A 15,915-nucleotide genomic window follows, 5' to 3' on the forward strand; every position below is an offset into this window, starting at 1 on the left:
AGCTACACCTTATACTAAAGATATCTTTCTTCTCACCTCTCATATTTTGCTGATACTTCACCCGTAAACTACGCTTTTATTGTGAGGTAGTGCATTTCGTTTTATGGCCTAAGTTAAAACAGTTTGCGCGAGGCCTCCTTAGTTTGGAGTATGCACATGCAGATAGCCTCATCGGCAATACCGAATAAACTTTTACGAGACGATGTATCGCAAATTGTACCCATCTTTTCAGGCGGAGGTACCCGCTTGAGCGCCCATATCGGCATTATTAAAGCACTGCAGGATATGAATGTAGGCTTCGACACCTTAGTGGGTGTATCAGGTGGCTCTATTATCGCATCACTTTATGCCAAAGGTTACACAGTAGGACAAATGCGAGAGCTCGCACTAGTTACTGATTTTAAACAATTCACTGAGTTTTCACTGGTAAGGTTACTTCGTGAAGGTGGGCTTTCATCTGGTGACGTGTTTCAACGATGGATTGACGAACAACTAGAGGGCGCAGTGTTTGCCGACCTCCCTCTTGATTTGCATATTCTGGCTACCGACGTAAACGGCGGCGGGCCAGTTTTGTTTAACAAACAAACCTCTCCAGATATGAAAGTATCAGAAGCGGTACGATATTCTATGTCGATACCACTCATCTTCTCATTTAAGCCCTTTAAAGAACACTTGCTAGTAGACGGGGCGATATTATCTGAAGATGCGCTGTTTGAGGATTGGCGGGGTGACGGAACGCCTTCCGTGTGCTTCAGACTACAAAGCATCAATCAAAAGCGCAAGGCCATTAAAAAGAACTTACTTCAACTGCCGCAATACGTCAGCATGCTTATTCGCACGTTTATGACGGCTATATCCAGGGAGTATGTTAATGCGAAATATTGGCACAATACGGTGGTGGTGAATACCGGAGAGATTTCCGCGGTAGATTTTTCGCTTACACCTGAAATTAAGAACACACTTTTTGAACTCGGTTATGCAACCACGAAAGAATTTTTGCCCAAAAAGTGTGCGGGGTTTATGAATAGCAGTGTAATTTAACCTTGTTTAAAAGCACTCATACGTTGCTAGCGCTTATACGTTGCTAGCGCTTATACTTTATAAAAATCACGGTACCAGCTAACAAACGCTTTTACGCCTGTTTTAACATCGGTAGATGGCTGGTAACCGGTATCTGCAACTAGCGATGAAACATCAGCATAAGTGTCTGGAACGTCACCTGGCTGCATAGGAAGAAGGTTTTTCTGTGCTTCTATCCCCAACTCACTCTCTAGGGTTTCTATGAACGTTAACAAGTGAACAGGCGTTTGCGCGCCTATGTTGTATACTCTGTAAGGTGCACGACTACTGCTAGGGTCTGAATTCGCTCCATCCCAGTCTTCGTTTGATTTCGCTACATTATCCAACGCACGAACCACGCCTTCAACAATATCGTCTATGTAAGTAAAATCTCGACGGTGGTTCCCGTAGTTGTAAACATCGATTGACTTGCCAGCCAAAATTGCCTTAGTAAATTTCATTGGGGCCATATCAGGTCGCCCCCAAGGCCCATAAACAGTAAAGAAACGCAAGCCAGTAGTAGGTAGATTGTACAAATGGCTATATGTATGGGCCATCAATTCGTTGGCTTTTTTACTTGCTGCGTAGAGCGAAACAGGATGATCTACATTATCTTTCTCTGAAAACGGCATTTTTTCATTTGCGCCGTAAACAGAGCTTGATGATGCATACACTAAATGTTGAACATTGTTGTGCCGACAGCCTTCTAGTACATTAACAAAACCCACGATATTGGCGTCTACATACGCATTCGGGTTTTCAATCGAATAACGCACCCCTGCTTGTGCAGCCAGATGAACAACTTTATCAAATTGTTGCTCTGAGAAAAGCGCTGCCATACCATCGCGATCTTCTACACCTAGCTTGATAAAGCTAAAGTTTACTGAGTTTTTGTGCGAACCTATAGCTTTCAACCTAGCTTCTTTCAGCGAAACATCGTAATAATCGTTAAGGTTATCAATTCCCACTACGACATCGCCACGCTCTAACAGTGATAATGCGACGTGAGAGCCGATGAATCCTGCAGCTCCAGTTACCAATACTTTCATCTTAAATCCTTAAAGACGCATATCTACTGCGTTTTTATCAAACATATACTTTAAATCGAAAATCACTGCATTTGGCTTACAAAGCGCTCGAAGCTCATCCTTGCTCCAAGACTTGAACTCACTATGGGCAACTGCTGCAATAACAGCATCGTACTTGCCTGTTACAGGCCTATCAATTAGCGAAAGACCGTATTCATGTTTTACTTCTTGTGGCTTTGCCCATGGGTCATAAATATCCAAATCAACTTGGTAGTTGCCAAGCTCTTCAGCGATATCGACTACTTTCGTGTTTCGGATGTCCGGGCAATTTTCTTTGAACGTGATACCTAACAGCAGAATACTTGAACCATTAACCATAATCTGACGACTTAGCATATTTTTAACTAGTCGAGATACAACATATTCACCCATGCGATCATTCACGCGGCGCCCAGCTAAAATCACATCTGGATGATGGCCTAATGCTTCAGCTTTGTGAGTGAGATAATACGGATCAACTCCAATACAGTGGCCGCCCACTAGACCTGGTCTAAACGGTAAAAAGTTCCACTTGCTGCCAGCCGCATCAAGAACCTCTTCAGTATCAATCCCTACCCGAGCAAAAATCATGGCAAGTTCGTTTATCAATGCGATGTTTAGATCCCGTTGGGCGTTTTCAATAACCTTAGCCGCTTCAGCTACCTTGATTGAAGAAGCTTTGTGCGTGCCCGCGGTAATAATTGAACGGTATAGTGCATCAACTTTATCAGCAATTTCAGGTGTACTTCCGGATGTTACTTTTACAATTGTTTCCAAACGGTTCTTTTTATCGCCTGGATTAATACGCTCTGGTGAGTAACCAGCAAAAAAGTCTTTGTTAAAAGTAAGGCCCGATACTTCTTCAAGAATGGGAATACAGACTTCTTCGGTTGCCCCTGGATAAACCGTTGACTCATAGATAACCGTCATGTTCGGCTGTAGAATGCTACCAATCATTCGACTCGCCTTCTGCAACGGAGTCATGTCTGGCTGCTTATTTTTGTCAATTGGTGTAGGGACCGTAACGATAACGAAATCGCAAGATTTGATATCTTGCGTATCGCTAGTAAAAGTAAGATTTGAAGCGTTCGTCAACTCTTCTTTTGTAACCTCTAGCGTATAGTCTTCACCGGCCTTCAAATCATCAACTCGTGATTGGCTTATGTCAAAACCAATCGTTTGAAAAAATCTGCCGAAAGAGACTGCTAGTGGCAACCCTACGTAGCCTAGACCAATTATTGCTATCTTCTTATTGTTATCCATGGAGCCCGTTGTATACCTTTAAATGTACCGTCCTAATGAACGAGATGTTGGCATATTTTGCCTTATTAACAAAGCGCTAATTTAAGGAAAGGAACCTGCATAAAGCTTGCTATAACGCAATGCCATGCTTAGCAGCTAATTCATATACTTCACTTACAGGTATAGCATAAGTTATGCCACTTGGTTTCTCGATTGCAGCTTCTTTGGTTTCTTTCACAAAGACTTTATTAACAATGGCAAAAACAGCCCCATTGCTTGATAAATACACTGGGCTTCCGCTGTTACCCGGATAAGCTGTTAAATCGAGTTGATAAATCATAGCCGGGGCCTCGGCGCGTGCTAAGAAGCGCTGAGATAACTGTGAGCTGTGATGAGCCGGAATGACGTCTGGTGTGAATGCAGCAACAATTCCAGCATGAGTTGCAGGATACAATCCTAGAACCGCACCTATCGGAAAGCCGGTAATTGCCACGCTTGAGCCATCATCTATAACGTCGTTAGTAGCCACAAGTTTTAATGCCGGAAGCGCTGTTTCTAGCTCTACAATAGCGATGTCGCGATGCTTGCTTTTGAAAATCTGCTTAATTGGGAGAACTTTCGATGAACCCCCATGTGGAACAAAAACAACACGCTGAGACTTTATACCCTCTTCAAGTTTAGAGTCTATAACATGCTTGTTAGTTACAACGTATTTGCCGTTTCCAACGACAAAGCCTGTGCCCTGTAGTTGATTACTTACTGTCGCTAACGGAGCGTGCACACCGACACCGACCACTGAAGGCTTTACGTCTTTTACTACGTCAACAAACCCTTTTTCCGAAGCAGCTATCGTAACAAAAGGAAATAAAAGTAAAAAATAAAGAAAGTAACGTCGCATAGGGCAAAGACTTGAGTTTTTAATTTTACTGAATTGTAACTAAATTACGCTTTAAGACCAGTTTGAACTTCAACTATATTTTTAAACTCAAGCGATTGCAAAGTGTCACAAAACCTGTGCTATATTAAAATATCTAAAGCCTGTTGCATAATTTATAAAAAAAGGTTAACCAGTGAATTCAGACGACTCAAAAAAACCTGAAGCAAAGCCGTTTTCTATGGTTAAACCTATTAATTCGGTTGTCAGTCGAGTCAAAAAGGCAATGTCTGGCTATAGCAAGTTAAAAGAAGCTAAACAAATTTCTAAACACTTTTCCGATTACTTGAGTCCAGTCGTTGCCGCTTCCGAAGAAAACAAATTAACTGTATATAATATAAGACACCAAGTTTATTGTGAGGAACTTGCTTTTGAGCCTGTAAAACAAAACGAGCAAGAAAGAGATGAATTTGATGAATTTTCTATCCACGCAATGATTCAACATCTTCAAACAGGAAATTATGCTGGAACGGTAAGAGTAGTTCACCCTACAGACGAGTCTCAGCAACTTCCCATCGAAAAATATTGTTTGCATAGCATTACAGACGAAGCACTCAGGCCTTCAAATTTTTCACGCCATGATATCTGTGAGATTAGTAGGCTTGCCGTTCCAGAGAGATTTCGTCGAAGAAAGTCGGACTCCTTCGACGGAGCCGCAACCGGTGCGATAAACACTACATCTTATTCCGAGCAAGAATTGCGATGCTTTCCGTTTATCGCAATTGGCCTTTATATGTCTGCCGCGTCTATAGTAATAATGAAAAATATTCCACACACCTATGTGATGATGGAGCCAAGGCTTGCTCGCAGCATGAGTTTTTTAGGCATAAAATTCCATAAAATAGGCCCAACAGTTGATTATCACGGAATGCGAGCACCGTATTACATAAACCCGTCGTTGCTCATGGAAAGTCTGACACCAGCATTTAAAAAAATGTTACACGATATACAAGCCTCAATCGAATCACAAAAACATTTACTTGATAACGAAAGAGAATAGCATGTTTAAATATCACGACGCTTTTTCACGCAACATAGGCTGGGTTTCAGAATCTGAACAAGAGCAGTTGCGCAAAAAGTGCGTGGCAATCGCCGGTGCTGGCGGTGTTGGAAGCCTACATATGCTAACCTTAGCCAGGCTCGGAATTGGTAACTTTAAAATCTCTGACTTTGATGACTATGAAGTTCACAATTTCAACCGTCAGTTTGGCGCTACACTTTCAACTGTTGGCCACGGTAAAATGGAAACCATGGCAAAGATGGTTGCTGATATAAACCCAGAAGCATCTATCACAACGTTTGATGGTGGTATCAACGAAGGAAACGTTGACGATTTTCTGAGGAATGTCGACGTATACGTTGATAGCTTGGACTTTTTTGCACTGAATGCGCGTAAATTAGTTTTTCAAAGATGCTACGAGCTTCGCATCCCTGTAGTCACTGCTGCACCATTAGGAATGGGCTCAGCCTTACTCTGCTTTCTTCCTGACCAAATGTCGTTTGAAGACTATTTTCGCTTTGAAGCCAAAAAGAGTGAAGAAGAGCAACTTATTCAATTTCTAATTGGACTCTCTCCAGCCATGCTACAACGAACTTATCTCGCTGACCAAACACGTGTAAGTTTTAAACAGCAAAAAGGACCTTCAACTGTTATGGCTGTTAACTTATGTGCGGGTATTGCGGGAACTTATGTTCTAAAGATTTTACTGGGGCGCGGTGAGGTGTTGGCCGCTCCTTACGGTTTGCATTTTGACGCTTACCGCAACAAGCTAGTAAAAACCTGGAGGCCGTTCGGCAACGCCGGGGTACTTCAGAGGATTATGTTCAAAGTGGCGAAAAAAATTGTTTCAGAAACGTAAAGTTTTACTGTCAGCAATTTTAACAACTTCTACCTCTCCCATTTTCAAAAGTTTATTTTTTAACCTATTTTCATGAGGTTAAAAAGATGGCACACCGAATGCACTTCTGGTTTGACTGAACAATGATGTCACGTTTTACCCAAGGAATCATTATGAAAAAATTAAAGTTAGTAGTTGCATCTATCGCATTAAGCGTTTCGGGCGCGTCGTCCGCACTGCCTCTAATTGAAGAATGGGGGTTTGTTAATGAAGCTGGTTTCGATGACCCGACACCAGATGGGGCAATCATCGAGTCTGGCACCTCCACCGACCCAAGTGTGAATGGTGGAGTTTCTATTTTATCAACAGGTGCACTACCGAATAACATTTGTTGGGGTACTCCCTCACCAAATCAAAGCTGTTTAGGCATTTTTAGCCCTGTGTCTGAGATGTCTGAGCAAAGGTGGGATGAAGATGGAAATCTTGTTGACATAGTTGACGGTATGCCTGGCCCACAGGGCATGGCGACGACTGTTGACATCGGTGTAGCCAATTATTTTGATTTCTTTTCACAAGGTACTGCAATTCGTCACGAAAACTTCGCTATAACAGGAACCTTCCTTGACACTGTGAAGATAGTAGACGGGTTGAAGCTAACTTCAACCTCGCCAGGGCTATCTTTTACAGCTCCAGAGTTGGAGTTTATGATTGACTTCACAGAAACGCCTAACGGCAGTGCGGGCGACAGTTGTACATACGGTGACGATCCAGTGGGCACGCCAGGAAGCGTTAACGTAAACGGTTGTGCAGACGCATTTGCAATCGCTGGTTTTGCAGGCGGTAACGTTATTGCTCAATCTGTTGATTTTATTGACTTCGCGGTATCATTCGTTGTGAATACTGGTGGGCTTTACCACGAACATTATGAAATCATAACTCGCTTAAGCGGCTTGGAAGTTTTTGACGACGGTACAAAACAGGGCTTCCTTACACCAGAAGCAGGTGTAAGCGTGCTTGACGCGCAGTTTGTTATCCGCGCAATTGAAGCGCCAGAGCCTACATCTATAGCAATGTTCGGTCTTGGTCTTTTGGGTTTGGCTGGCTTTTCAAGAAAGAAAAACAAACAAGCTTAAAGGCAAACAACTTAAAAAACCCTCTCGAGATGTTTCTTGTGAGGGTTTTTTTTTATATGATTTCAAACAGATAAACGTGCGTGATTGGAAAAAGGCAAATTTGAAAAGTAGATACATTAAATACCTAACAACTTTAGTAAAACAGCCCCGTTTACTGTGTAACTACCGAAACATTGTTTTGCTCAGTCACATGCGTTCCAACTCAAGTCTGACAGGACATCTTATAGGCAGCCACCCTGAAATTAACGGCTACTATGAAATTCAGCAAGACTATCTCACAAACAGTGACTTTATGTTGCAAAAAATAAAGTATGCCATGGCTAATAATGTAAAGCCTAATAGCCGCTTTTTTTTCGACAAATTGTTACATAATGGTGTGAATATAGACTGTGATTTAATGATACAAAGGAATGCTATAGTATTCATATCGTTACGAGACGTGAATGCCACTATTCCAAGTATTGTAAAATTAGCGAAACGAGAAAACTGGCGCGAACAATCTGAAGAATACGCTACACGTTATTTATCAAGAAGGTTAGATGACTTAGCAAACTATGCTCAGCAGTTAAAAGGGAAATATGCTTACTTCGACGCCGACTTGCTGCGCGACAATAGTGAAGAAACCCTAAACTTTATAACCAACGTAGTTGGGCTAGAAACGCCAATCCCTTCTGAATACAATGTTCAATCACTCACGGGTATTGGCGGTGCCGGTGACACCTCTGATGCTATAAAGTCTGGTAAGATTATACCGAATCAAAGTATTTCAAAAGGTAACGCGTTCGTTTCCGACCTAGCAATTCAGGATAAGTTTAATGACGTGCGTGCGTTATTAATTAATAATAGCCACTCTAGTTTGACTTATTGATAAACTTTCTTGTGACAACTAATAAGAAGTAATGATGTCTCAGCTTCACAATAGCTCCACTAAATCTGCTGTTTTGTTCATGTTTCATTGTTCTGATGACGCAGGTTTTGCTATATCCAAATTACAGCAAGTTTTTCACAAGGCGGCTTTGCACGCGGGAAGATCAGAAGAACACATATTATTCAGTTATAAAAATGTGTCGGTAAATCAATGCAACAAGTATCAAATTGATTACGAGCTAACGTCAGACTTAGAAAACCTACAGCAGCTAGTGAAAAAACATAACGTTAGAACGGTATTAGCGTTTGATTTGAATTTCCCCTCGCCAATAGCTGCGACACTGCGAAACAGCGGCGTTAGTAACATTGTGTCTTATTGGGGGGCATCAATAAGCGGCCTGCAACCTTGGTGGAAGTTAATCTTAAAACGGTTAGATTGGATATTACGCAAACGCTATGCAGCCGATCATTTTATCTTCGAATCAGAGGCTATGAGGCTTACCGCTACCCATGGTCGTGGCATTCCCGAAAAACACACGTCAGTTATTCATTTAGGTGTTGATACTAATACTTACCTTCCTGTAAACGGCAAGAAGTCATTATTAGCAGAATTTGGTATAGCTGACTCAGACATTATTGTTTTTTATTCTGGTCACTTCGAAGAACGCAAAGGCGTTCGTACCATTGTAAAGGCAGCGAATGAATTAGCACTGCGCGACAATATTGATGGCATCCATTTTTTATTGTGTGGAAATAAAGGTAATGAAGCCAACACCTATAAACAAGAATTAACGAATGATAAAGCAAGGCAAAGAGTGATATTCGCAGGATATAGAGATGACGTACCTCACTTGATGCGAAATAGTGATATTGGTGTTATTGCATCAACAGGGTGGGATTCGTTTACCCGATCAAGTGTTGAAATGTTAAGTTCGGGTTTGCCACTCATTGTTTCTAAACTTGGCGGCTTACCAGAATCGACCCAGCATGGTGTGACCGGATTTCACATTACGCCCGGTAACTATACCGAGCTGGCAAATAGAATATTAGAATTAAAAAATTCGAATGAACTGCGGTCTAAATTCGCTCATAACGCTCGTTCATTGGTACAAGAGCAATTCACCGAGCAAAAGCAAATAAACGCTATTGCGGAATTAATACAAATAAGTAAATAGAGACTAGCATGTTAGATAACTTTAAATCGCTGTTAAGAATGCTTGATAGCATGCAAAAAGCAAAACTCGTTACATTGCAAATTCTATTTTTTGTGTCAGCAATTCTACAAATTGGTAGTATTGGATCGATTGCACCGTTTATCGCACTTCTATCTAGTGAAGATTATTTGACCTCAAATAAAGCGTTTAAGTTTGCCTATGAGTTCCTCGGTGAACCGGGATACTACAACTTTATTATTTATTACTCTGTGCTGGTTTGTATCGTGATATTGGTCGCGAATCTGAGTGCGTCATTTGTACTATGGTTATCGACTAAATACTCTATTGATGTGGGTAGCGAATTGCAAAGTCGACTTTACACTTCATACTTACGCAATGATTACATCTTCTTTTTGCGCGAGAATTCGAGTCATTTAATCTCAAATATTACAATGCAAATTCCTCGGATGGTTTACAACGTTTTACAGCAGTTCTTATTGTTGGTATCGCAACTGCTCATTTTGATTTTAATCGTTCTGGCCTTGATAGTCGTTAACCCGATACTTGCTCTCATTGCGGCAGTGATAGTTACCGCTGTGTATGGCTTAATCTTCGCGACAGTTCGCCAGAAAACAGTAGCCTCTGGTTCAATTGTTACAAAAGTGAATCGCAAAAAACTCGAACTTTTACACGAGAGTATTCGGGGGATTAGAGAAATAAAGCTACTTGGAGTAGAGCCTTGGTATTCTAATGAAGTAAACCAAACGACTAAGCGCGGACTTTCTGCGGCAGCCTTTATCGCCTTAGCTGGAGATTTACCCCGCTTTATTGTAGAAACAGTGATCTTTTCCGCCATCATAGTACTCGGTATTTATTTAATTTCTACAGCTGATAACAAGGAGCAAGTGGTCACTACACTGAGTTTCTATGCCATGGCTGGATATAAACTACTACCAGCAGCGCAAACTATATACAAATCACTGACATTGGTTAAAGCCAACGGTGGTGTTATACCCGAAATTGAAGACGAGCTTGCGAAAGCAAGCAAAAATGCGCGAGCGTTTTCCGATGAATCAGAACTTCCCCCCATGTTTACTGATGAACCTTTGCGTGAAGTAATTCTAAAAAATGTAAACTATCGGTACCCAGAAACTGATAATGATGTTTTAAGTAATATCAACCTGCGCCTTAACGGTAATTCTTTAGTTGCTTTTGTCGGTGGCAGCGGTGCAGGTAAAACAACGGTAGCCAATATAGTTGCAGGTTTAATTACCGCAACGGAAGGTGAAGTACTTGTTAATCAGCAAGCTATAAATGTTGATAATCGCATAATGTGGCAGCGCAACATTGGTTATGTTCCGCAGTCGGTATTTGTGCTGGACGATACTGTTTTGAAAAACATTTGCTTTGGCGCTAAAAATAGAAATGTGGATCTCCAACGGGCTAAACTAGCGGCGAAGAAAGCAAATATACACGACTTCATAATGTCGCAGCCCGAGGGGTACGACTTCCGAGTAGGAGAAAATGGCGACAGGCTAAGCGGAGGGCAGCGACAGCGCCTAGCTATTGCTCGCGCATTGTACAACAACCCTAAAGTCCTTATTCTAGATGAAGCAACCAGTGCGCTAGATAACATCACCGAACGCGCTGTGTTAAAAGAAATAACCTTATTAGCCGAAGATATGTTGGTTATTATGATTGCTCACCGGCTGTCTACAATAGAGAATTGTGATGAAATATTCCTTATGGATTCAGGGCAGATAACCCAATCAGGCACGTATAGTGAGCTTTTAGAGCAGTCAGAATACTTCAGAGAGTTAGCGATTGGGGAAATGTCTAATGAGCAAACCAGCGAACAGTAACCTGCTAATTTCAATTGTTCTTTGCACATACAACAATGCTGATTCGCTGTATAAAACGCTACAGGACATTGCAGCTAATGTCGTTGATAGTGGCTTAGTTGAACTTATTGTTATAAACAACAATTCACCAGATCATACAGCTCAGGTGGTACAAGAACTAAAGCCAACTTTCAAGTTTCCGTGTCGATATTATGTTGAAAGCAATCAAGGGTTGTCACATGCAAGGAACCTAGGCCTAGCCAAAGCACAGGGGGAATATATTCTTTTCACCGACGACGATGCAATTATTAACAACAATTGGCTATCGATCTATATTGATAAGATTCATAAGTTAAGTCCTGACTGCATCTTCAGTAAGATCATTGTCGACTGGCAAGGGCGTAAACCTGAATGGTTTCTCCCAAATTATACCCCTTTCTTTGCCGCAATCGATTATGGAGAAGAAGAGTTACAAATTACCGACAGGGAACATGAGTTTTACGGTAAGAACTTTTGTATACGACAACAACTTCTCCACGATTTTGGCGGTTTCGACCCAAGGTTAGGGCGCTGTGGCGACAAATTAGTTGCAGGTGAAGAAACTATTATTTACTCAAAGTTAATCAATAGTAAGGCTAAAGTCATCTATACGCCTAACGCCGGAGTTTTACACCGACTGAAAGAACGTGAATTTCAGTTCGATAACATTAAAAAAATGTTTGTCGATTCGGCCTATACGGTTTTTAATCTGTCGAAATTGTCTTCTGGCAAAAAGTTATTTAACCGCCCTACTTATCCTTTAAAAGTAGCAGTTGAGGATTTTTTTGAAAGCGTTTCGGCTTTCATCAAAGGGTCAATAACTGACGATAGCAACCTGCTTCGCTATGCTTTATTAAAGATACTTAAAGCTAAAGAATTGATTTCGGTATGGTGCAAGAACCCATAGAATCAATCTGATAAACATTTTTGTTTATTTTATAAAAAACTTTATTGGATACTCAACATGTCAAACATACCAAAAGTTATTTGGAGTTTCTGGGAGCAAGGTTGGGACAGTGCGCCTCCTATCGCGTTAAAATCTGTCGATTCTTGGAAAATGAATCAACCAGATTGGGAAGTCCGATTATTAGACAAGTCAAACTTGCATGAATACATTCCATTAGAGCAAGAGTTACCTGATTTTTGGGAAAGAAAACCTATACAAGGCCGAAGCGATTTAATTCGGATCAATTTATTGGTTAAGTATGGTGGCGTTTGGATAGACTCCAGCCTTTTTTTAACTCAACCATTCGAACAGTGGCTATTCCCCAGAATGAGAAATGGATTCTATGCATTTTCTAGACCTGGACCAGATCGAATGTTAACGAGCGGTTTTCTAGCAGCAACTCCTAATCATTACTTGTGTAAGCAATGGCGAGACGCGAGTCATCAATATTGGCAAGATAGAAGTTTCGCAACAGACTACTTTTGGTTTCACTATTGTTTTGAGCATCTATATTCAGAAGATACAAGATTCAGAGCTATATGGGACGAGGTTGAATCCATCAGTTCGGATACGATTCACCTTCTCGTTCACCGTCTTGTAGCTAAGGAGAAATTTAATAAACTTCCCTTCTTTAATGACTCGGGGCCAGTATTTGGTAAGGCGTTTGGGCCATGGCGCTTTGAGTCTCTTGCTCGATTTCTGAAGCGACTTGGCCTATTCAAAAAGCGAAACGATCTTGCACAACAAATATCGAACAAATTAGTATATTACATGCGCCGACTTGGTGTTGCTGAGCGAGTAGTATGGTCTTCAAGGATGCCTTCTGACATCCAGCAAAGAGTTGAAAACAAAGAGGATCCGATTTATAAATTGGACTACTATGCTAAACACCAAGCAATCGAGGTTGGCGGTGTTATGCACAAGTTATATTCTCGTCTTACCTCTTAGAAAGAAATTTATAGGGTAGATCTGTGCGGAAATGGACAAACATCGAGTAACCGCTTCGCCACAGTTCGGGTGTCATACACGTTTTTAGTTGATTGGATATAAGCGCACATATCATCGACTCCCATCCTATGGGCATTGTTCAAACACACGGGGTTGAACTCACCTACCGACGCGTAGTGATCCTTAAATTTAATTCCGTCACCTCCTAATTTAGAGTCGAACGATGCCCACGCTGAAGGGATGTCGTATGCATTGGATAGAATCAAACCGTGCAGGGAACTACTCAAAATCATTTCACACTCTAGCATAGTGTCGATTATCTCTTCGATTGGGTACCTGACATCGATCACCTTCACACCATCCTCACTGAACAGCTGCGTAATTCGATGGAAGTCGGTAAAATGAGGAATAACCCCCAAACGATACTTCTTCTTGACCGTCGGCTGGTAGAGCAAGGGCAAAACAAGCCCTGGATCGCCATAGGTTTCAGGGCATGTAATACCTAACTGAGTACAACGTTCATGCGAATAAGGCCCTCGCACAGCAGTTATCTCATAGGGTTTTGGAAATTCAACAGTTCTGCTAATAATACCTGAGCCCCAAACAATGCAATTTTCTTTTGCTAACGACAATATGCTGCCTGCCCCCATAAAAACGGTACTCAATTCAAAGGATGAGGGTGATTTAAACCAAGCATCTTGATTCGCTAGTTTCTTGTAGATATAAGGGCCTAACCAGTCGCCAAAGTTAAATGGGTAATACACCGACCAAAAAAGAAATCTATCATTTTGTTTCCGAAGTGGTTTTAATGCTGCGCTAATACTTGAAGCTATTTGCTCTTTCACTTATTCACCTGAAACCATTTTTATTAAGTCACTCCAACCGTTTTGGCCAAAACACTTCACTGTACAATTTATACTTATCAATAACATTGCCATAAAACTCTGCACCAGCAATTGTATGATGCCCATAATCGTAAAAGAGCTTAGTCCCATCTGAACTTATCGCAATGCACAAATCTTCGGGACAGACATACTTTAAGCGATCTAACACCGAGACCTGGTTAAGGCTCTTCGCAAGCTGACGCAATTTATTATTTTTTGCCTCTTCAGCGCTATTATAACGCCGAGAATTAAAATCATCAGTATAGGCTTTGTTTACCGCCAAAATGAATTCTTGAGCTTTGTGATGTTCTTTACCTCGCTCAATTAACACTAAATCCGCTAAGTTATATTCGCCAGTTTCAGAATCTGTAAAGCTGTGAATTTGCTCAACTAATACAACCCGTTTACCGTCACGGATTAAGCGCTCAAGAACCACAGGAAGTAACTTTAAGTCGTTATCGCTGTACTTCGATGCGAATAAAACTAGATTCGCCCGCTGATAATTAGGCGATGCGTAGAACGCGTCTTTAATATCTTCTATCTGAATACCGTAACGACTTAATGCGAAACGAGAGGCAATAGACTTCGCATTATATAAAACATTAAACATATCTTTTGCATGAGAGTTACCAACTATGAGTAAGTGTTCATTCGCTTCGCTGCCCACAGACCAAGCTCGTTTATCGAACCTGTTATCGACAACTGCATAACCGGGATCTGAAGATATTTCTCTTAGGATTTGCCAACTTTGTTGCTGTAACTTTTTATTGTCTAGTTGGTAGCGCTCTAACTGCAATTTATCCAGGTGCTGCTGCAGCACCTCTATATGCGCAATTTTACGCTGTGGATAGCCGTCTGTGAAATGAATCGCGAACCCAATCGCGGCAATGGCAAACAAGCCCATTAGTGAAAATATGAAAATTTGAGTGCGACTTGTTTTATGTTTATCTCTGAACGGTTTTTCTACCCAACGCCAGCTGATATAGGCCAATAAAAAAGTGACAACACAGAATACTAATGCGTGCACAACGGGTAATTCGCCATAAAGCCTATGACGCACGAGTGCAAACAATGGCTGATGCCACAAATAAGCACTATATGATACCAACCCAATAGATACTAAAGCGCGATTACTCAAAACACTATAAATAAAAGTACCGGGCGTTGTGTACAAGATTATTAAACATGTACCAAGGGTTGGTGCTAATGCAAAACGCCCAGGAAACGGTGTTTCCTTGTTGAATAAAACAATACTCGCAACAATTAATAGAAGACCAGTGAGACTTAGGAACTGATTAACATAGAGGTTTGCACTGTGACTGTGGTGGTACAGATAAAATGCAGTAAACGAGCCTAACAAAAGTTCCCATGCGCGAGATGGTAACAGATAAAAATTTGTCGATGGCGCCGAATGGGAAAGATGTTCAGAAAGAATGAAACTAGTTATCGCAATAACAACTAAACCTAAAATTGCTTTGCGTTTCGCCGTTAACCACAATGCCATCATGATCAGTGGAAAGGCAATGTAATACTGTTCTTCTACCGCCAATGACCACGTATGTAGAAGAGGTTTAAGTTCAGATACTGTTGCAAAGTAGTTACTATTAATCCAAAAAAAAATATTAGATGCAAACGTTGCAACAGCAACTAAACTTTGACCAAACTCAAGCAAATCGTTTTGTCGAAGCCATAGCCACGCAAATGGTAAACAAGCTGATAATACAAAAAATAAAGCGGGCAAAATTCTTCTAGCCCTACGCTCATAAAACTCAACTAAACTGAACGAGCCTCTATCTAGTTCTTTAATAATTATCGAAGTAATTAAATAGCCGCTGATGACAAAAAAAATATCAACGCCAACAAATCCACCCGAGAAGCCTTGGAACCCAGCATGAAAAAGAATCACAGGGACAACTGCTAGTGCACGGAGGCCATCGATTTCTGGGCGATACTTCATTTTAGA

Annotated in this window: 14 protein-coding genes; 9 read left to right on the forward strand and 5 right to left on the reverse strand. The window is 41.2% G+C overall.

The window, feature by feature from the left end:
* Positions 1–156: 156 nt before the first annotated feature.
* A complete protein-coding gene (locus ACXAER_RS04215; RefSeq protein WP_474826829.1) occupies positions 157–1,041 on the forward strand; it encodes a patatin-like phospholipase family protein in 885 nt (294 codons plus the stop codon).
* Positions 1,042–1,091: 50 nt separating this feature from the next.
* On the opposite strand, the gene ACXAER_RS04220 is transcribed toward ACXAER_RS04215, so the two are convergent.
* From ACXAER_RS04220 to ACXAER_RS04230, 3 genes are all read right to left on the reverse strand, one after another.
* Positions 1,092–2,108: an NAD-dependent epimerase gene (locus tag ACXAER_RS04220; protein ID WP_474826830.1), complete on the reverse strand. Its 1,017-nt coding sequence runs from the start codon at positions 2,106–2,108 to the stop codon at positions 1,092–1,094.
* A 9-nt stretch (positions 2,109–2,117) separates the two neighbouring features.
* A complete protein-coding gene (gene tviB, locus ACXAER_RS04225) occupies positions 2,118–3,389 on the reverse strand; it encodes a Vi polysaccharide biosynthesis UDP-N-acetylglucosamine C-6 dehydrogenase TviB (RefSeq protein WP_474826832.1) in 1,272 nt (423 codons plus the stop codon).
* A 109-nt stretch (positions 3,390–3,498) separates the two neighbouring features.
* On the reverse strand, positions 3,499–4,266 hold the full coding sequence (locus ACXAER_RS04230; protein ID WP_474826834.1) for a S1 family peptidase: 768 nt from the start codon (positions 4,264–4,266) through the stop codon (positions 3,499–3,501).
* Positions 4,267–4,483: 217 nt separating this feature from the next.
* Here ACXAER_RS04230 and ACXAER_RS04235 point away from each other — a divergent pair, with 217 nt between their 5' ends.
* The 8 genes from ACXAER_RS04235 to ACXAER_RS04270 all read left to right on the forward strand — a co-directional run bounded on the left by ACXAER_RS04235 (position 4,484) and on the right by ACXAER_RS04270 (position 13,068).
* Positions 4,484–5,302, forward strand: a complete 819-nt coding sequence (locus ACXAER_RS04235; RefSeq protein ID WP_474830498.1) for a PEP-CTERM/exosortase system-associated acyltransferase — start codon at positions 4,484–4,486, stop codon at positions 5,300–5,302.
* A gap of 1 nt (position 5,303) precedes the next feature.
* The gene (locus ACXAER_RS04240) at positions 5,304–6,161 is read left to right on the forward strand and encodes a ThiF family adenylyltransferase (RefSeq protein ID WP_474826839.1); all 858 of its coding nucleotides are present in this window, start codon (positions 5,304–5,306) and stop codon (positions 6,159–6,161) included.
* Positions 6,162–6,313: 152 nt separating this feature from the next.
* Positions 6,314–7,273 carry a THxN family PEP-CTERM protein gene (locus ACXAER_RS04245; RefSeq protein ID WP_474826841.1) on the forward strand — a complete coding sequence of 320 codons (960 nt, stop codon included), beginning with the start codon at positions 6,314–6,316 and terminating at the stop codon, positions 7,271–7,273.
* 190 nt (positions 7,274–7,463) lie between these two features.
* A complete protein-coding gene (locus tag ACXAER_RS04250) occupies positions 7,464–8,141 on the forward strand; it encodes a hypothetical protein (protein WP_474826843.1) in 678 nt (225 codons plus the stop codon).
* A gap of 34 nt (positions 8,142–8,175) precedes the next feature.
* Positions 8,176–9,315, forward strand: coding sequence for a glycosyltransferase family 4 protein (locus tag ACXAER_RS04255; RefSeq protein WP_474826845.1), 1,140 nt, complete (start codon positions 8,176–8,178; stop codon positions 9,313–9,315).
* A gap of 8 nt (positions 9,316–9,323) precedes the next feature.
* Positions 9,324–11,156, forward strand: coding sequence for an ABC transporter ATP-binding protein (locus tag ACXAER_RS04260; protein ID WP_474826848.1), 1,833 nt, complete (start codon positions 9,324–9,326; stop codon positions 11,154–11,156).
* Positions 11,134–12,081, forward strand: a complete 948-nt coding sequence (locus tag ACXAER_RS04265) for a glycosyltransferase family 2 protein (protein ID WP_474826853.1) — start codon at positions 11,134–11,136, stop codon at positions 12,079–12,081. The genes ACXAER_RS04260 and ACXAER_RS04265 overlap by 23 nt, the downstream gene beginning before the upstream one ends.
* Before the next feature lie 57 nt (positions 12,082–12,138).
* The gene (locus tag ACXAER_RS04270; RefSeq protein WP_474826857.1) at positions 12,139–13,068 is read left to right on the forward strand and encodes a capsular polysaccharide synthesis protein; all 930 of its coding nucleotides are present in this window, start codon (positions 12,139–12,141) and stop codon (positions 13,066–13,068) included.
* Between the two features lie 8 nt (positions 13,069–13,076).
* Here ACXAER_RS04270 and ACXAER_RS04275 read toward each other — a convergent pair whose 3' ends face one another.
* Both ACXAER_RS04275 and ACXAER_RS04280 read right to left on the reverse strand, forming a co-directional pair.
* Positions 13,077–13,913 carry a polysaccharide pyruvyl transferase family protein gene (locus ACXAER_RS04275; protein ID WP_474826860.1) on the reverse strand — a complete coding sequence of 279 codons (837 nt, stop codon included), beginning with the start codon at positions 13,911–13,913 and terminating at the stop codon, positions 13,077–13,079.
* Positions 13,914–13,941: 28 nt separating this feature from the next.
* On the reverse strand, positions 13,942–15,909 hold the full coding sequence (locus ACXAER_RS04280) for an acyltransferase family protein (RefSeq protein ID WP_474826865.1): 1,968 nt from the start codon (positions 15,907–15,909) through the stop codon (positions 13,942–13,944).
* Between the last annotated feature and the right edge of the window lie 6 nt (positions 15,910–15,915).

The organism is Alteromonas sp. AWJ4_199 (genome assembly GCF_056159165.1).